Annotated in this window: 10 protein-coding genes; all 10 read right to left on the bottom strand. The window is 48.5% G+C overall.

Features of this window, described 5'->3' with window-relative positions; genetic code table 11:
- Positions 1-446: hypothetical protein (locus G499_RS20415; protein ID WP_035727918.1), on the bottom strand; the 446-nt coding region annotated here is incomplete at its 3' end.
- Positions 447-462: 16 nt separating this feature from the next.
- Positions 463-1,698 (bottom strand): hypothetical protein, encoded by a 1,236-nt coding sequence (locus G499_RS0115920; protein ID WP_154658506.1) that lies wholly within the window; start codon positions 1,696-1,698, stop codon positions 463-465.
- Positions 1,649-2,785, bottom strand: a complete 1,137-nt coding sequence (locus tag G499_RS0115925; protein ID WP_161627775.1) for a porin family protein — start codon at positions 2,783-2,785, stop codon at positions 1,649-1,651. The genes G499_RS0115920 and G499_RS0115925 overlap by 50 nt, the downstream gene beginning before the upstream one ends.
- On the bottom strand, positions 2,736-5,909 hold the full coding sequence (locus G499_RS20420; RefSeq protein WP_035728007.1) for an nSTAND1 domain-containing NTPase: 3,174 nt from the start codon (positions 5,907-5,909) through the stop codon (positions 2,736-2,738). Before G499_RS20420 ends, G499_RS0115925 begins: the two co-directional genes overlap by 50 nt.
- Before the next feature lie 18 nt (positions 5,910-5,927).
- Complete coding sequence (locus G499_RS0115935) at positions 5,928-7,436, bottom strand: hypothetical protein (protein ID WP_027000758.1); 1,509 nt, start codon at positions 7,434-7,436, stop codon at positions 5,928-5,930.
- A 6-nt stretch (positions 7,437-7,442) separates the two neighbouring features.
- Positions 7,443-10,709 (bottom strand): hypothetical protein, encoded by a 3,267-nt coding sequence (locus G499_RS0115940; RefSeq protein WP_027000759.1) that lies wholly within the window; start codon positions 10,707-10,709, stop codon positions 7,443-7,445.
- A 122-nt stretch (positions 10,710-10,831) separates the two neighbouring features.
- The gene (locus tag G499_RS0115945; protein WP_027000760.1) at positions 10,832-11,383 is read right to left on the bottom strand and encodes a hypothetical protein; all 552 of its coding nucleotides are present in this window, start codon (positions 11,381-11,383) and stop codon (positions 10,832-10,834) included.
- Between the two features lie 61 nt (positions 11,384-11,444).
- On the bottom strand, positions 11,445-13,697 hold the full coding sequence (locus G499_RS0115950) for a DUF5916 domain-containing protein (RefSeq protein WP_051296327.1): 2,253 nt from the start codon (positions 13,695-13,697) through the stop codon (positions 11,445-11,447).
- 234 nt (positions 13,698-13,931) lie between these two features.
- Positions 13,932-14,933 (bottom strand): serine hydrolase domain-containing protein, encoded by a 1,002-nt coding sequence (locus tag G499_RS0115955; protein WP_027000762.1) that lies wholly within the window; start codon positions 14,931-14,933, stop codon positions 13,932-13,934.
- Positions 14,926-19,587, bottom strand: coding sequence for a translocation/assembly module TamB domain-containing protein (locus tag G499_RS0115960; protein ID WP_027000763.1), 4,662 nt, complete (start codon positions 19,585-19,587; stop codon positions 14,926-14,928). Before G499_RS0115960 ends, G499_RS0115955 begins: the two co-directional genes overlap by 8 nt.

Here is a 19,587-nt window from a genome sequence, read left to right on the forward strand (position 1 = left end):
AGATAAGTATAAGGACCTGTGCCACCTGCTACTGTGGTGTTCAGCGTAGTGTTCTCTCCAGCACATATCGTTGCATTGGTCGGCGTGATGGTTACCGTCGGTCGGGGGTTGACGGTGATGGTTACTGTCGCGGTACCAGTTACTGACGCATCATCGTCATCCGTAACGGTTACTTCAAAAATAGTGGTGGTAGTAAGGGCCACCGTAGTAGGGTTGGCCACTGTAGCATCTACCAAACTGGCGGCAGGAGTCCAAGCATAGCTATAATTTCCAGAGCCTCCTGTAACACCCGTAACTTCGAGTGTCGTTGTTTCATTGGCGCAAATGCTTGCATTAGGCGATGAGGCCGTAACCGTAAGCTGTGCATACGCATTATTACTCCAGGCTCCCCAAAGGAGTATCATTGCCCAGAAGTTTAGCCAAAAGGTTTGTTGCAGGTGTTTCATAGTGTGTTTAATGCCATTATTTGACAATATTTCCATTGGCATCCGTTCTGATGACGGTCATCATTTGGTTATTTTCAAAGAAAATAGTTCCAATAATCAAAAAACCACCGTTTCGGGGTTCGATTCCTGCGCGCCCTTGGTCGTCTCTAGTTCCGCCAAAGGTTTTGTCCCAGATGGGGTCTCCGGCAAAGTCCGTTTTGATTACCCATATATCTTGTCCACCTTGCCCTTTGCTTTCTGTATACCCTACAATCAGAAACCCTCCATCTCGGGTAGGGGTTACGGAAAAGCCTTCGTCATTGGCCGTTCCGCCATAATTGCGCTGCCAGATGAGCTGCCCACCAAGGTCGACTTTTAGCAGCCACACATCCCGTCCACCGGCGCTGTTGGTTTCTGTGCTTCCTACTATGATATAGCCATCAAACGTTTGCTTTACGTCTCGTGCGGTTTCGTTGCCCGCCCCTCCATAAGTGAAATCCCATTTTAGGTTGAGCAGCGAGTCTGTCAAAACCAGTCTGGCATCAGAGTTAGTACCAAGGTTGGGAAATGTATCTCCACACCAGAGCACATCTCCGTTGTTGGTTTGTATAATACTTCCTACGTTATTGCTTACACCTGTGAAGCCATAAATACGTTCTCGTAGCACATTACCTTCTATATCCGTACGGACGGCATACATTTGTGTTTGATTGGTAACGGGAGCTATCGTCATTCCCAGCAACAAATATTGATTGTTGGGCGCAGGTACTATACTGAATCCACGCTCATTGCGTGAAGGTAACCCATAGGTGCGCGACCACTGTTCCTGCCCTTGAGCATTGGTACCAATGAGGTATAGCGAGGTGGTATCACGCTCATTGATAATATCTCCAAAAACCAAAAAACCTTGGTTATTGGGTAGGGGTGCTACCGAACGCCCCTCATAGCCCGACAGGTTTTCGTTCCACAAAGGATTGCCATTGGCATCAAGGCGAATAATGACACTATTTTGGACATTGCGGTTTGCATCGATGACAGCCCGGGTGCTTGTTCCAACAAGGGTAAAAGAACCATCAGGGTTTTCGATGATGCTGAAAGCCCTGTCGTCCAGCGCGCCCCCTAGCAGTTTGATGAACACCCCTGAATCATCAGGGCGTACGTTTTGCAGTCGATTACAACTCCCCAAGGCTAGCCCCAAGGCCAACAAGCCTATCAAGAGGCTGTTAGCGGCGGTATTGTTTTTTCTTTTTGGGCTTATATATGGGGTACACATAGCCCACAGCGAAGGTGAATGTACTGAGCGACAAATCATTATCCAGATAACCATAACGAAAAATAAGTTCATTGTTTTCATAACGTTGCTCGGAGCGCACGATGTTCTGTAGGCCAAGGTCATAGCGAACATCCGCAAACAGACTCCCCAGCCCTCGTTTATACTCTAAGCCTATCCCTAAGGTGGCATAATAATATAGTTTTTTGCGTTGCTCACTGATATTGACCGGCAAGCCGGCTACTTGGCGCTGAATATCCTCATTGACAAAGTCATTGCGGCTAACCACAGCCAAGGCGCTAGCCAGATAGCTTATTGTAGGACCAGCATAGCCATAGAGCATAAAATTGCGCAGCCTGAAATTGTATTTATCCCCCAAATAGCCTTTGAGCAAGATAGGCAGCCGGAGATGATTTTGCCGCTCCTCAAAGGATACCGTTGCATAGCCAAAGAGCGTATTCTGGTACTGGTAACTTTGGTTGGTAAGCCCTAGCTCTGTGACCAGGCTCAGATACCGGTTGAGAGGCCGTTCGACGATTCCGCCGATATGAAAGCTGGATGCAGTGGTATAACGCGGCGGGTTGTTGCTATTGTCGAGGCTAAAGGTACGGATAAGGTTGACCACGCTGCGGCTTAGCCCCAGCCGCCCCCCCAATACCAGCTGAGGGCGAATATCATAGGTATTGTAGAGCGTTACAAACTCTTTGGCCTCATTGTTACGTACTTGATATTCAGGGTTGGCACGCAGCAGTTCCAACATACTTGCATCTGCTTTCTTGTCTTCGTCAAGATAGAGATACGACAGTGTTTGGATATAGTACGCCCGCACTTTTTGTTCGCGGGTAAATTTGTCCCCCTTAAAACAAGCCTCTAGTATGGCAGCTACCTCATTGATACGGCCTTCGGCATAAGCCTGCTCGGCCTTCTTGAGCACCAGCTCACAGTCTAGGTCGGCTTGGGCATAGGCGGCTGAGATTCCCCAAAGCAAATACAAGGCCCCTATACAAAAAGCACGCAGCCAAGCGCTATTTACGTTATTTTTAATACTCATCACCTTGATGAGGCGGCTTGTCGGGGCAAGTGAGTTCATAGGGGATATCATCGGCGACATATCGCTGCCATTCATTATTGCTAAAGTTATGCGTAAGTTTAGAACACAGTTGGTCATTCATCAAATCGGGGTTGGTAGGCCACACACGCACGAGATTGTCCTTACAACCGGCCAAGAGGCGCGAGCCATCTGCATTAAAAGCAATCGACCATACCCAGTCGTTGTGATCGCGCAAGACAATAGGTTGGTCATTGAGTTTTTGCATATTCCAAAGGCGGACGGTCTTGTCGAAGCTGGCGGTGGCTAGGCGGTTGCCATCGCGGCTAAACTCAATGTTGTTGATTCGGGCTCGGTGGCCTTCTAGTTTAATTTGAAGCTTTTGAGTAGACATATCCCAGATACGGACAAAGCCGTTGATATCTCCTGCCACCAAATAACGCCCATTGGGGCTGATGCTGATGGCGTGGAGCTCGGCGTTGTTTTGGTAAAACTCTACCAACTCCGGGTTGGTCTTTTCTGTATTGATGGTGTAGATTTTTCCTGTTTCGGTACTGATATAGGCTACTGCTCCATTGGGGCTGATAGCGATGGAGTTGATACGTTCGCTAAGTTGTTTAAGTTCGCGCATCTGCTGGAAATCCCAGAAGTAGAGTTTGTTGGTAGAGGTAGCGATGAGTAACGATTTGCTATTGGCACTAAACTTCATCGACCATACGCTGCCCGAAAAGTTTTTGATTTCACGATTGACTACCGTCGGGCTTTGGGTAGAAAAGAGTTGGATGCGGTCTGCATCGCCACCTACGGCCACCCACTGGTTGTCGGAGCTGATGGCTAGCGCACGATTGACATAGTTGTTGACCGCCATCACGGTAGGGGTGTTGAAGTTTTGCGAATCCCAGCGCAAAATCTTGCCATCACTACCCGCAGAATAGAGGTATCGGTTGTCATAGCCGGTTTCGATGCTACGTACGGCATCGGTATGTCCGGAGAGGTTGTTGTAAGACCCGTCGTTGAGCTGTTTGATGGCATAATACAAGCCATCAAAGATATCGGGGTGATACTTCATCCCGCCGTTATTGCTATTGAACGAGTAGGCTTGCTGAGCATTGAGGGCCTTTACGCGATTGTCAGTCATTTGTAAGGACTTGACCGCCATCGATTGTGCAATAGACAAGAGTCGCAGCCGATAGGCTTCGTCTGTGGCCTCAATTGCTTTTTGGGCGTTTTCTTCCGCTTTTTGGCGCTGTTGTTCGGCGCGTTGGCGCTCGCGGTCAGCTTTTTTACGTTCTAACTCTGCTGTTTCTTTTTGGAGCAAGGCTTCATTGGCACTAGCCTCGGCAAGTTTGCGTTGTTGTTCGGCTTCTTCTGCCTTTTGGGTCGCTTTAAGGCGCTGTGTGTTGGCTATGATGGCGCTATTTTCTGCTTTGATAGAAAGCAGTTGGGCTTCTCTGGCGCTGCGTTCGGCTTTTAGACGCAGCTCGTTGGCTTCGATTTCTCCTTTTTTGGCTTTTTCGGCAAAGCCTTTGGCTTCTACGGCGCTTCGTTGGGAGTTGACCATCTGCACAAGCGCAAATACCAAGAACCCTATCGACACAACCGTTGCTGTTCCTAAGAAGAGTGCCGTTACACGGGCACGCCGGAGCGCCTGTTGTTGGGCTTCGTCCTTGATGCGTTGTTCTTCTTCGTATTCGTCTCGGCTTTGGTTCAAAAACACCATGGCCTGCTCGAAACCCGGCGCATAGCGCTCCGCCCAAGCCACTGAGGGCTGGTTTTTGTCGCGCCAAGCGAGGGCTAGCTGCAAATCAGGTGGCCGCCAAAGGCCTGCCATACCTATCTGAAAAGCCTCTGCTGCATCCGAAAGGCGCTTATACATTTCGATAGACTCGTTCTCCTCATCAATCCAAGTTTTGAGTCTTCCCCAGATACGCATCAAGCTCTCGTGTGAGAGGTCTATCACGGTATCAGGCGTGAGATGTTGGTCGGGCGGCGGCATCAGCAGCGAGCGCCCCGTACGGCGAAATACTTCTATGATTGGCAACAACGCCTCTATATCGACTGCGGTGATTTTAGAAATATCGGCCACACTAGTAGGCAGTCGGGTCGCAAAAGTACCAAAGCCTTCGCTATTTTTTTCGGTAATGGTTTTGAAGAGCCTTTCACAAATAATTTTCTGAGGCTCTGCCAGCTCATCATAGGCTTCGTTGGCGTGTAATGAGAGCGCTTCGCTCATGGTACCAATGGCCTCATAGTGTGCGATGTCCAGAGGTTCGTCTGGCTTGCGGTGGCGCTGCCAGTAGCTCCAAGTACGCATCAGGGCGTGTTGAAGGATAGGCAGCTGGTCGGGGCTGTCGCCAAGGTCATTGAGCAATTGCGTAACTAGACGTGGGGCTATCTGCCCTCCGGCGACCTTGATAGGGCCTGTGATGGCAAACTGTTTCTGATTCCGGGTCATCTGCGGAATCATATAGTAACTCCGGTTGATGGCCTCTGTCAGCTCGGTATAGTGCGCACAATCCCCCACAAAATCTGAGCGCATCGTAATGGCCACATAGATGGGCAAGTCGGCAGCCTGGATTGACTCCATCAGGAGATTGACAAATGCCAGAGATTCGTTCTGAACATCGTGGGCTTCGATTTCGCTCTTACGAAACCGGAAAAGCTCCTCAAACTGGTCTACAAGAATAAGAGTATTACGATTTTTGAAAGCTGGGTTTTTCCGTATTACCTCTACCAATCCTCTTGAGCTACTGCGCAACATAGAGTTGACAATGATACGTTGAATGTGTTTGTCTTCTTTGGAGAGAGCGCGGTATTCGTCGTCATTTTCGAGTAGGGCTTCGCAAAGGTTTTTGATAGGCCCGCCTCCGGGGCGTGTAACGATAATGTTCCAAGCCGAAAAGGGGGTATTGGGCATAAACCCTCCGTGGAGTACCGGAATGACTCCACAGTAAATAAACGAAGATTTGCCGCTACCCGAAGGGCCCACAACTGCCACAAAGCGCTGCTCGGCCAACTTGTGTAAGACCTCTTCTGTTTGGCCTTCGCGCCCAAAAAACAGAAAGCTCTCCTCAATCCGAAATGGGCGCAGCCCTGGGAATGGGTTAAAGAAAAAATCAACCGTGGATGAATTTGGGTCTTCTTCGTGCAGCTTAGGAGTAGTCATAGGGGCTTTCATCAAAGGTTAGGAGAGAGGGTCATTGGCACTATATACTGATACCAAGGGCAAAAGTTGTACTATTTCTGCCACTAGGCCTTGGGGCTGACTTTCGTCGTGGGTACGTATTTCGACTCCTTGTACAAGCTGTTTTTTCTGTTGCCACGCCTGCTCTTGCCCCGTACTGAGGCAGTATTTATAACGCAGCGGGGTTTCTCTCCCAAGCCCTGGCAGCTTGAGCAAGTCCAAGAGCTTGGCTTCTACCCAGTATTTGTCGGCTTGGCAGGCCATCAAAATCACCACATCGCAATCCAACAAGCTTTGTAGGTGATGTTGCCGGTTTTGGAACACATCCTCTGTTCGGATAGTTTCGATGACTTCAAAGGCGCTTTGCTGTCGCAGCGCCTCTAGGTAAGTCTGCGCCAACTCTTGGTCTGACTGTTCGTGAATCAAGTACACACTCATCGCAGCTTGTTGTGTGATGAGGTTGGGCGCTTGAGGGGCTACCTGTAGGGTTCGGATACCGGCCTTGATGAGCACCTTGAATTCTTCTAAGGAGCCTTGCATCAGTTCGGTTTTCTGAATGTCTTTGAGTTCGTGTTTGAGCGTTTCCAAAAAGAAACGTTGTTTTTCTTCGGCCTGTTCAAGGTTGGGCGTAATCCAGATATGGCGTGGCAGGTCGGGAGCGTCGGCTGTATGTTCGTGAATGATTTGATGTTGTAAGGCGGCGATTGATTGGTTGCCGTGCCTGAGGAGGCTGCCATACTGCGCGCCAAACATCTGTACCACCAAGTCGGCCTCTTCTAGCGCATCGCGGGTGATGGCTTCGGCTAGGCCTTTGTGTTCGGGGACAACAAACTCCGGCAAAATCCGATAGCCGTAGTTGTGTAGTTCGCGTCGGATGATATTGCGGTAAATCTCTACGTCGGGAGTAGCCTCTGCAATAAAAACCGTCAGCGGTCGCTCATTACCCTCTACGGGAGCGTACATCCCTTGGTCTGTCAGGGCTGTATACAGGTCATAGACCAAGTCGATGAGCTGCGTCCAGTGGAGGTGATCACGCCGGATACTCAGCAACAAGTCCTGTACGGAGCGGTTGTTGATATCCAAATAAAACAAGTCATAAGTAGGGTAAGCTCCCAAGGCCATCGGGTCATCCGTATCCGATATGGGTTCTTTTAAGATTTTGAATACGGGGACTTCGGCGGCGCGTTGGTCGAGATGTGTCAACAGCGGCGCGAAGGTCTGTTCGTGTGCATAAGCCTTAGACAACACACACAAAAACAGCTCACACTCTTCCCAAGCAGCCACCGAATCGCGGCTGTTATCTACCAAAACCAAGGATATCGGTTTAGCTAGCATTTGTTCCAAAATACGCTCTATTAGTGTAGCAGCAAAGGTTACCCAGCCCATTCCTGTAAAAGTATCTACCAGAGAACTTTCGGAGGCATTGGCACTTGCATTGGCCGTTGGGGAGGGCAGGGTATTGTCTGACCAATGATAATGGACACCTATTTTCAGGCTTTTATGGTACATATAGCGCTAGGCAGTGTGGTAGGTTTGGTTAGTGTTGATTTGCTGGAGAGTATTATGGAGAAATGTTTTGAGGAAGCTAGGGTATTTGAGCAGCAGGTCAAAAAAGCGGGCGCTATCTATTTCATAATAAACGGCTTCGGCGGCCACAAGGCCGTCAATAAAGTCTTCTCCGGGCACTGACCAGAAAATTTCTCCAAAAAAAGCGCCAGCTTCTACCGATTTAACAATCTCGTCTTCGTGATAAAAGTCTATCACGCCTTTGGCCATCAGGTATATTGTAGGTGCGGTATCTGTTACGTCAATCAGGACTTTTTTGCCGACGCCCATCGTTTTTTTATGCACGAAGTCTGCCATTTCGGAGATAATATCCAGCGGAGCGTTGGCTAGCGGTTGTGTTTGTGCCAAGAAGCGCACAAGGTTCACCCTACTGTCGGGCAATGGCGGTATGTTTCCGAGGCTTTCTCGTATGTTGTTGGGTAGGTTAAGCGCCATCTCTCCCATTGGTTTTGCCTTGTGGGCATTTTGTTCCAACGACTGCAACAGCTGTTGGGCCGAGGGGGGGATCCGGTGTTTGATTTGGCGCAGTCTTTCGCGTGAGCGCTCATACAAGACGCGGAGCGCTGTTTCTTGTAACAAAACATCTGGGTGGAAGACCGTCGCCACCAAAATATCTTCGTCAAAAGGGGCTTCTTCTTGGACAAGTGCCAAGATAGCCACTGCCCTTGTCCAGCGGTTGGTATACCGAAAATCCCTGATAATCAGCGACTCTAATACTTTATACACCGCTGCCTTGCGCTCTCTTGGGAAATAATTGCGCAGCTTGCGTATCCGCTCTTGGATGCTGATATCTTCGAGGATAGGGAAGAGTATTTGCTTTACTTTTTCCTCCACAAACAAGTTCATCAACTCTAAGGCCAGTGTCCGTCCTTCCTCGTCGCCTATTTCAAAAGAATCGCGGACGAGCTGTATGGTGGTACTCTCATAGATGAGTGACAACAAGCGGAAGATGTGCGTGAAGTTGTATTCTATTTCGCGCTTGAGTGCCTCCCGCACTTCTTGGTACTGTTCTGTTTTTTCGATTTCGTGTAGTGCTACCAAATCCCAAAACGCGTCGCCTATTTCGGCTTCTAGGTAATAATAGACCACGTTGAGATATTGGGGAGGAATCTCTATATTACAATAGCTGAATACGAGCAGAATCTGCTTGGTTACCTCTGGGTGTGGGTGTTGTATCTTGCGCCAGAGCAACTCTATGGTATCCGGCGAGTTGATTTGGCCATAGATATGAATAATTCGGGTGAGAATTTCGGGGTTGTTGATAGATTTGCTGAAGTAGGGCTCCAATATCGGAATGGCAGCGTTGTGTAAATCTATAAAAGCAGCCGAAGCCGCAGGAGCATAGACAGGAAAGGCGAGTTGCTCGGCCAACAGCTCCCAGGTTTCGCGTATTTGCTCGATGCGGGCTATATGGATAGCTACCAATCGAACTTCTGGAATCAAGTCTTTCAGCAAACTGATTAACAACTGCTTACCCTCTTGTTGTTTGAGAAATGGGCGCAGGGCCATGGCCGCCCTAATACGGTTTTGGCTGTATTCTGAGCGTGCCAAGCGCTGTATTTCCGGCCAATCTTGAGGCAATTGGGAGGCTGATTTGGCATCGGGCTTGCCCCTGCTCAAGAAACATAAGTAGGATTTATCAATTTCGTACCGGACATGTTTTTCGATTTTGGCCAGCGAGTGACCTTCCAAATCCAGCATCAGCTGTTCGTAGCGCCTTAGGTCTGTATGTTTGGCTACCCTCAGCAAGAAGAGCAGCTGGTCTGCTTTGGTGGGGTCATTATTGCTTTGGGTGCGTGCCTCTTCCAGAAAATGAGCCAATATCTGCCGAGAGTCGTCATCGGCCTGAGATAAGCTGACTCCTTTGCGGTTTTCGGCCTGTGCCAAAGTATTTTGAAGGGTTTCGCGGTAGTGTCGGTGTAAAAACTGGATATTCACCAACCAAAGCAATATCAAGAAAAACAAGACCCCTAAAAACCAGAGCAAGTTGGTGAAGTGTAGGTAGTCAATAGCCAACAAGATTCCCCCACCCAACAAGCCCGCAAAGGCCTTCACATTGCCTTCTAGGCGTGTGGTTACACGCAACCGCACCTTAGAGTCGATGGGAAAGGTATACATCTTGAAGGTGGGTTCGTCAAAGGCATCGCGCAAGCTATTGAAAAACAACTGACAAAGCGCAACCGACAAAAAGACCAGCAACAAATTGCCTGCCGTAGGAAACACATTGTTAATCACTCCGGTAAGCAAGGATAGCAACACAAACAGCAAGGCCAACAAAGGGTTGATAAGCATCACTACCCGGATACCATACATCTCTACCAGCCTATCGGCCACAAAGGTTTGGGTCAATACAGCAAAGATGACTGTAAGGCCACCGAACAAGCCCAAGAATGCCGTCAGCTGGCTCTCATTGGGGTAGAAGTTGCTGGTTGTCGTCAAGAAGACATAGTTGAGAAAGACCGCCGCGATGCTGGCCACGATGACAAACAACACCATCCAGCGGATGTATGTATCGGCAAACATTGTCCACATAGGGTAGCGTATTTTTTGCCGCTGCTTGGGCTGTTGTTGTTGAAAAAACACAGAGCCTCGCGCTTGATAGGTAATGTAGGTTACGATGAATACCGTAATGAAGGCACCTATGGCGCTAATCCAGAGGAAGTCTATTGTTTTGACAAAGCGAGATAACAGCGGAATAGCAAAAAAAGCAAACAAGGTTGCAAAGCCCTTGCCCAAGTCTATACCACCTACGGTACGGCGTTGTTGTTGGATGGTAAAGATTCGGCCAAAAAGCCCCCAAAAAATCAATAGCATGATGTTGTTGAAGGGCAACATCAGCGAAAAAGTACTGAATATTAGTACTTTGCGACTGATAACCGGCAACATTCCCAAGGAATACTCTAAACGAATAAAGGCTGTCAACAGGCTAATCAACAACAACACAACCAAGGCTACTTTTGAAAAAGAAAACCGGCTTTGAAAAAACCCATACCAAGAGGTAATCAGAATGCCGACCACGCCCTGCGCGATAATCCCTAAAGGGAGGTAAATTTTTTCACCAAAATTACTCAAAAACAATGCACTGGCGCTTACATCGAAGGTAGCCGTAAATACTCCGGCCACAAACCCAAAAAATAGCAACAAGGCAACAGGGGTGCCTTCTCCATCGCGGAGGTTAAATGTTTTGTAATAAAAAGGTTTTAGTTTTGCAAGCATATGCTTTTACGCTGTTTTGAGCCAAACAATATAGGGGTATTTTTGAAATTTGGTGTAAGTTTTTCGACAATCTGCTGTTTTTTGTAGATGATGGTACTGATTTTAATTTATAGCGCCGGGTTTTATCTTAGCTTCTCTATTTCAGCTACTTGTTGGTCATAAAACTTTTGCTTGAAATAGTGCGCCTCTTCTAATATTGTCTGTGCTTTGGGCCTGTATTTTTGATGCGTTTCTGCTTCGGAGAGTTGTTGATTGCCTTCGATGACAGCGCTAAGCTTTTCCGCATCAAAATACACTTTCATTGTCCTGAAATTGTATTTTTCAATATCATTTTGCCCTTCAAAATAAAACAGCAGCTCATCTCCCAAATCATACACAAACTCTTTGTTATAGCGGACATTCCCATTGTTAATCAGAATGAGTATGGTTCGCAACTTGGGGGCAGCTCCATCTTTGTAGACATAAAAATAGCGCTCTTGTCTTGTGTAGCGAACTCCGTCGGGGAAGAGTTTGTCTTGTACATTCAATACAAACTGATTGAAGTGGTACTCTTCGTTTACGCGTTGATTTTCTACATAACGGTAGTAATCGTCTACATAGCGGATATGTTTATCGACTTGTGCTTGTACCGAAAGGCTCCACAAGCAAGCCCAAAGAAGTACCCATCGCTTCATAAATTGCTTCAGACATAAAGTAGCGCTCTTGGTGTATCCCACCGTATTGGGTACAATAGTATCAAATACTTAGCCAATATGTAAGTTTGAGTACCAGTGCGCGGGTTTTGGAGTCAAAGGTTTCTGGAAAGTAGTTTTCGGTATAGACCAAAAACAGGTCAGATACAGGCTTAAAGCGCCATTGTAAGCGGGCGTTGAGGTTGATATTGTCGATTTGGTTGTTGTATTGGCAGAATACGGCCAAAAATAAGGCTCGGGTAAAGGTAAAATCTACCCTAGGGCTGATGAGTAGCAGCTCGGTGCTGTTGTAAGGTTCGGGCAGGGCGAGGCGGTTATAATTGAAACCTAGACTGACAGAGCCTAAAGGGCGAATTTGGTAGGTGGCTCCTAGGCTGCCCGAATAAAGTTCACCATTATAAAACCCACCCCAACTATAGGAGGCATTCCACAAAAACACCGCCCGGTTGTTGGAGTTGTAGGAGACGCTGGCGCGCTGAAAGGCATAATCAGAGCCAGCCACCAGCCGTGCTCCTCCGCTGTTGCTAGGGTCAAAATCGGCTAAAAGACGGATATACTGCTGGCTGACTCCTGCTGAAAACGATGCCGTATTGTTGAAATTGACCCGATATGACAGCTCGGTTACTTGGTCGGTCAGCAGACCTGTAGTATTCCAAAACGTACTGGTGTAGAGGTATGGGCCGTGATTGTTGATGGAGAGCGGGCGGTCTACTTGGCTATTTTTGGGATAAAAGAGATAACCCACCCAAGGCTCCAGCCGCCAGTGGTTGCCCCTTGGGATAAAGCCCACATCGGCGCGGTAGTTTTCGCCCACATATTCGTGGTTCCAGGCGATGTTCCAATGACGGTCGTTGTAGGTAACATAAGAGGCATGGGCATACTGATTGGCTAGCCGCTCCGGGGTCAGGGCTTGATGATAGAAGAACTTGCCGCGCCAGCGGTTATCGGCAGAGGCTAGATTGTAGTCTATTCCAATAACACGGTTGAAATCGTTATTTTGCCAACGAAACTCCGAAATACTGTCAGAGGTCGCCTGCCGATTCACAAAAATCACCCCGATATTGGAGCGGGCAAACACCTTTTGTTGGAAAGCCAACACGGTATAATTCTGCCCTTCGATGCCCGCACCGGCGTTTTTACCGGTTTGCATATTCATTGCCCCTACCCTGAGAGAAGAGGAGAGCTTGCCACTGAGGCGAGCACCATAAAAAATCGGATTCTCGACCGTCAGCCCTGTCGTAGTATCGCGGGCTATGCCGATACGCCGAGAGAAGAAGGGGCGTATGCGTGAAAAGCCAAAACGCGCAAAAAGGTCATTATTCTCCAAAAAAAACTGCCTTCTTTCTGGGAAAAATATCTCAAATCGGTCTAGGTTGGTTACCTGCTGGTCTACTTCTACTTGCGAAAAATCGGGGTTGAAGGTCAAGTCAAGGTTTAGCGCCGGGGTCAGGGCTATTTTGGCATCTGCTCCAGCGCCAAAGCCATACTGAGCAGCCTCGCCCTCCTGTACGTTTTGGTTCATCCGGCTCGTAACAAAAGGAATGACAGCCACATTGGCCGTAGACACCCCCAAGGGGTACTCCCAAGTCAGCTCGCCGGTAAAGGCTAGGGCTTGTACACCAAAATTGCGCGGTACAGGAACCCAAGAGGATACTTCATTGGTTTTTTGGTCTATTCGGGCAAAATTAACCCGCCAAGCTTTGGCGTTTTTCTTATACCGCACACTCTTGAAAGGGATGACCATCTCGGCCTCCCATCGGTCTTCATATATCTTGGCTCCCGAGTACCACTTGTTGTCCCAGTCGCTCAAAAGGTTGTCGCCGTCTGTAATGATGGCCTCCCGCTGTACCCCATAGGGTGTGATGCCAAAGCTGAATCCGTTTTGTCCGTCGTTGTAGGTATCTAGATACACTGTCACGAAATCGGTACGCCCTCCGTCAAAATCGCGGCGTAAGGACTGTGCGACAAACTTTTTCTCAGGGGCAGGGTCATAACAAATAAAGGCCAAATACAGATTTTGGTCATCATAGGCGATCATTACCTCGGTCTGGGTGTTGGCGTAGGCCGTATCGTGTGGATAATTGAGGTAGAAATCACCAATGCGCGAGGCTTGTTGCCATATTGCTTCATCCAGAATACCATCAGGCACTATGGTCGAGCTTATCTTTGTTGCCAGTACTTGATGTGGTTGGCTTTTTTGCGCCCAAAGGCTGCCAGTTGATACTACCAAAAAAAACATACTAACCCCAAATAACCATTGACGTTTGATGTAATAAAAATCAGCACTTCTGCTCATTCCGGTAAAGAGGCTTTGTATTGGGGTAAACTAAAAAAGCACATCGACCTGTTCTCCTATTATTAAGATAGGCCGCAGCAAAACGACAGCGCAAACACCAGCACCACACTGGAGTAACAAAGTAAAATGCAAATCTAACGCATTTTTGACACATATAACACCCTATGCCGCATAACCCTACCAATGGTGTATTTGCTTTGACCAATGGATGTTTTTAGGCCTTGAATGTCTGTTTCAGCCCTGTTGTTGTGCCAATTGGATTGCCGTATGGAGGAGGGCAAAGGGGGTGGGGTCAAGGGCGGGTGCACCCTCTTGATAAAAGCTACCAGCAGTAACTAGGCTCAGCCCCAAAGTTGGTACCACAAAAATATGCTGCCCTCCATAGCCCCAAGCATAATAGTAAGCTGGCAGCCCATTTTTACTTTCTTGCAACCACCAGCTATAGCCATAAGCCGAAGCATACGTTTGTCTTAAGGAGATGTGTGGGTGTAGACATTGGGCAATCCATTGCTCCGAGACTATTTGTTGGCCTCGGGATTGGCCATTTTGCCGCATCATCTCGGCGATGGTCAGCAGCCCTTCAGCGCAGAGATACGCATCGGCAGCCAAAGGCTTGGCCTCGGGATTGGTACTTTGCTCTATCTGATACTCCACCCTGTCGATGGCCAAGGGTCGGTAGAAATAATCGTAAGCATATTGGAGATGTGTGAGCTCCTCGTCTAGTTGATTCATCCAATAAGCCAACAAAATAGGCGAAGCACTGCTGTAGTTAAAGACTTCTCCCGGTGGGTGTAGATGTGGTTTGCTCAGGGCATATTCGAGCCAGTTATCCCCATAAAACTGTAGGTTGGCGTCGTTATAGAGATTGGTATAGGGCACCTGACTCTCGTTCCATTCCCAGCCGGCGGTATGTGTGAGGAGGTGATAGGGGGTAATAAGGCGCTTCTGTGGCGTATCGAAATAGGCTCCATACGTTTGCTCGAAATAGGGATAAATAGGCTGATGAATATCTACCAGGCCTCGGTCTGCCAAAGCACCAACAATCAGTGCCTGAATGCTTTTGGTAACCGACTGCGCCTCGTGCAGGGTCTGCGCATCATAACCTTGGCAAAAATAAGTTGCTTTTAATTGCCCTTGATGACACACCAGAAGGCTTTTTAGGCCTTCAAAGGCTGTGGGGTTATCGGCCAGTTGCGTTTCGAAGGCGCGCTGCCAAGTGTTATCGGTTTTATTCATCGGCTTTATTGGTCGATATTTCACGCTTTTTGCGGGGTCTTTTCCTGAAAATGTCCCAAAAACGATCGAAGCTTTGGGTATACATCAGGCTAAACCCGGCGGTTGTGGAGGCATTGCCGCTGAGATTGATACTGCCCAAGGGATTGTTGAAATTCATCCGGTTATAGGCTTTGGCGCGGAGCTTCCCGTCATTGGTAAGCATATACTCTATTGTCCAATCGCCTACAGCAGCCGCCAGCTCCGACTGGCTTTGGTTGGCGCTGAGGCTACCCTCTCGGGTGATTTTGAGGCGGTTATTGAAGAGGTTGTAGCTCACACTGAGCTGCGAAGCGTCTAGGTCAAGGTTTAGCTCTAGGTTTTCGTCTACCTGCGACACCCACGCACTGAGCTGGTTGGAGAGTAGCTCGCTCAAACTCCCCGAAGCAGCGCTGCCCATTCCGATAAAGGCATTGGGAGAAGCCAAACGCTTGAGCACTATCAAGCTGAATACCTGCTTGTTACGCTCTTGTTCATCTACCTTTACCCGCGAGTCGAGGTCAGCCACAGCTTGGCGTAGCGAGATATTGGGAGTGTTGTAGGCGCGTTGTAGGTCAATGTCAAGGGCAATTTCCGGTTCGAGCATCTTGCCTTTGAGCGCTAGGAGTACATCTACCTGAAATTTCTGCCGATATTCGACATTTTCGGGGTCGGGCACTGTCCCCAAATCAATCAGCGGCGAAAGCGTTACCCGCTGGGGATACACCGCCGTAATGTCGAGCTGGGTATCAAACACATCAGAATTGAAGGTGATGCGGCTTCCCCGTCGGATGTCAAAGCCTTTGTTGACTAGGTTGAGTAGGGTAAAGTTGTACTTCCCTTCGGTGATGGTATAATCTCCCAGAATTTTGAAATCACCATCAGGAGTTACTTCCATCTGGATTTTGCCATTGCCAGCTCCACGGATAATATCCCCGGCCTGCTTGTCAAAAATAATTTCGAAACGCGCCTCAGGAGTTACTTCTAAGTTGAAGACAAGATTCAGGCCGCCAAGGTCTATCTTTTTGGGCAGGAGCTGGGTACTATCTGTGTCTACAGGGTCTGCAAAGAGGATGTATTCTTTTTGCTCTACCTGTTGATAGCCGCCAAAAAGCGGCATAGCAATGCGCGTACCCCGTTCGTTTCGGGCATTGACCTCTATGCGCAGGTTATCCAAGAAGCCCGAAACAATCAGCTGGCCTGTAGCGCGTGCCGTTCCAAAAAACAACTCGTTGAGATCTTCAGGTTTATTGAGCAACAAGAAGTTACGGTAGTTGGCCTTCACATCGACTAAGATATTGCGGAAACTATCGTGATAAATTCCCCCTCTGACAGAGGCAGCCTGTTCGTTTTGGTCTATCACCTTGAGATTCTGAAAAGAGATTGCATTAACATCAAACACAATCTTCTCATCTCCCAAGCGGTAGCGGGTGTTGAGGTAGTCTACTGTCAGTGCTCCATTAAGGATATTGGCCTCGCCCAAAATAACCGGCGCGCTGAGCGAGCCACCAATATGTAGATTTCCAACGGCACTGCCCTGCATCTGACTGACGAGACCGCGCGCAAAGGGTTCGGCCAAGTTGATAGGCAGGCCGCCGAGCTTGGCCTTGATGTCTATCTCGTCGCGGTCTATATCGATCGTTCCTTCAAGATTGAGCAGCTTTCGGTTACGGTATTCAGTGACAGCCTCCAGCAGCAGGCGCGTCTCCTCATTGTCCCAAGCTATTTGCGCGCTCACATCCCCCACCAAAAACTCCTCTATCATCACATTTTCGATATAGAGCTCTCCCTCTACATCAAAGGCCACAGTGGGGTTGTGTAGCTCTAAATCCGCATCTACTAGCCCTCCAATGCGCGTACCGGTTACAGAAGAGATTTTGCCCAAGTCTAGGCTATTGATGAGCACATAGAGCGTATCGTTTTCTTGTCGGTCAATAAATCCTTTGACCGCCACCTGTGCATCCGTATTTTGGCGATTGTAGAGGCGGGTATCGAAGAAATGTGTTTGTGTTGGGGTAAAGATCACTTGGTTTTGCTGGTCGATGCTCCAGCGTTCGTCCAAAAATCTTAGGTCAAGCGTTGCAAAATGAAGCAACATACTATCTGTCAAAAACTGTAGCTCTCCTTCTACCTGAATACTGTTTTGGGTGCTATCGTCTTGGTAGAGGTGGCTGTTGAAGTCAATGCGGTTATTGAACCAAGTAAACTCCAAGAGCATATTTTTGGCTGCCACACCGGCTAGCGTTTGATTGGCAGAAAACAATGTTCCTTCGGCCAATACATCTCGGCTGTAGAGGTCTTTTTCGGTATATAGTTGTAGGTCTATCTGCTCAAAACGTTGGCCAGAGGCGATAAGATAATCAAGGCGTTTGCGGGTATACATCGAAAACACCGACTTTTCGCCCACGCTCAATGTGCCGCCAAAGCGGGCATCCTTGGCCAACTCAAACTGATCGGAGAAGAGGTAGAGCACTTGGTTGATATTTTTGAGGTGTAGGTCAAACACTACCCTATAAGGTTCTATCTCGGCGATGGCTTGTTTTTGGGTGATTTTGTTGAGCCCCTTTTTCGTAGCCTCTTCAAGTGGTTTATTTTTGGAGGTGTAGTATTTTTCAAGCGTATCGCTGCGATTTTGGAGCAACAAAAAGTATTCGCCCAAGATAGTCTGTAAGTCTTCTATGAGCTGCGAGGGTTTAAAGTTCCCGTCAATCTTGCCTTCGGCATAGTCTGAGGCAAAACCAAACACACGGTTGTCAGCCTCTAGACTTCGGGTCGCATAAAGCGCCGCAATGCCGACCTCCAGCCCCTTGTTGTCATAGAGCAAGTTGGCATCTTCAATGATGACCGTACCGAGGAGGCTGTCGAGTGTAAGCCCATACATCTCGGCAGTAATGAGGCCTTCGATAATGGCGGGCTTGGGCGTAAAATTAAGCGGCTGAAGGTCTATGTGGCGTATTTCGGTGATGAGGTCAAACTTCCCTTGGGGCATTGTGGGGGCACTGGGGTCCTGGGCAAAATTAATCTCCCCTCGGAGTGTCAAGTCTAGGTTGGGGTCTTGGGCCTCAAATGTACCTTCAAAGAAATTGCGTTTGAAGTGACCTTGAACTACCATTTGCTCATAGTTGTAGCCATTGTACTGTAGTTGGCCTATTTGGCCATTGACCACAACATCGGCTGTTTCGGCACTAAACCCTTTGCCTTTGATATCGCCTGCCATTGTCAGCCCACCCACCATCGGTATTCCTAAGATAGTCCCTAAGTCCAGAGCCTGAGTTTGCAGTTGGGTTTGGTATGTTTGGGTGCGCAAGTTCATCTGTAGGTCAGCTGTAGCGCTTCCGGCGGCGGTTTGAAGCTTAGCCTGGGTTTTGAAGTCCGACAGCGTCCCTTCATATGTAGCATCAAAGCCAATTTGTCCCATATTGGCCACCAAGGCCAAGGGCGTTGGGTCTTCCAGAAACCGATAGAGGTCTGTGGCCAGTAGTTGGGAGTTTTGTAAGGTAGCCTGCAGATAAAACTGCTCCATATCGGGTAGCCCCTTGAGATAGGCTTCGCCTCTGAGCGTAGTGGCTTCGCCAAGCGAGGCTTCAAAATCTTGTAAGATAAAATTACCTACCCTGCCTTTGAAACGCCCATCGAAGCGCCACACATCTGCATATGGCTTTACTACGGGGGCAAATATGGCCAAATCATCCGTATCGATGACCGTCTGGTCGAGGTCGGCGACAATGGTAACCTTGTCGACAAAGTCGGCTAGCTCACTGGTATGTTTGTAGTGAAAATTGATGGACTTGCGCAAGATGGTATTATTGGCCTCCAAATACAGTCGGTTGAACTGCATCGTTTGTTTGGTCAGGAAAAAGACCATATCCAGTTGCTTGACCCTCAGCTTTGTTTGTGGCTCCACCGCCCCAAGACCAATGACTTGCAGCCTGACGGTATCTCCGGCTACTTTGAGATCTCGGATACGCCCGTTTAATTGGTCTACGCCAAAGTGTTGGGGGTCGAAATAGTCTCCGGCGTGTTCGGGCACTAGCTCGCTGTAGAGCCTGAAGTGGCAATCCTCCAGCGCACCTTGTTTGATCATAAACTTGACCGGTTTCTTGTTGGGGTCTTTGGGCTTGTCGGAGCTAAAAAGCGCATTGATTTGGGCTACAAACTCATTGATATTGAGCTGTTTGGTATTTTGGTGTGTTACAAGGTTGACGGTGGCTTCTTTGAGCTTTACATCCTCAAGGGTGATGTCGCCACCCTGAAGCAAGGTAGTATAGCTAAAATCAACCTGCAATGCCTCCACATAAATCAGGGTGTCGCCCTGAAGGTCGCGCAGGTAGAAGTCTTCTATCGTCAGGTAGGTGCGCTGTATATCAATGTAGATATAGCGCATCGTCGTTTGGAAGCCTGTCTTTTCTGACACATAGTCGAGCGCCTTGCCCAAGAGGAAGGTCTGATAAATGGGCAACTGCAAGAGCACAAAGTTCAGCCCTATGATAGAGAGCACCGTCACTACGCTGTACTTAATTGTTTTTGCAACAATTTTTTGAGTACTTTGCAGTATTCGCCACGCCTTGCGCAAGCGCATCAGCCGCTGGCTGCGGCGACCTTCGGGGGTATAAGGCGTACGACGTTTTCTCTCTGACAT

Origin of the sequence: Eisenibacter elegans DSM 3317 (genome assembly GCF_000430505.1) — a bacterium.
In the GTDB taxonomy this organism is placed as follows: domain Bacteria; phylum Bacteroidota; class Bacteroidia; order Cytophagales; family Microscillaceae; genus Eisenibacter; species Eisenibacter elegans.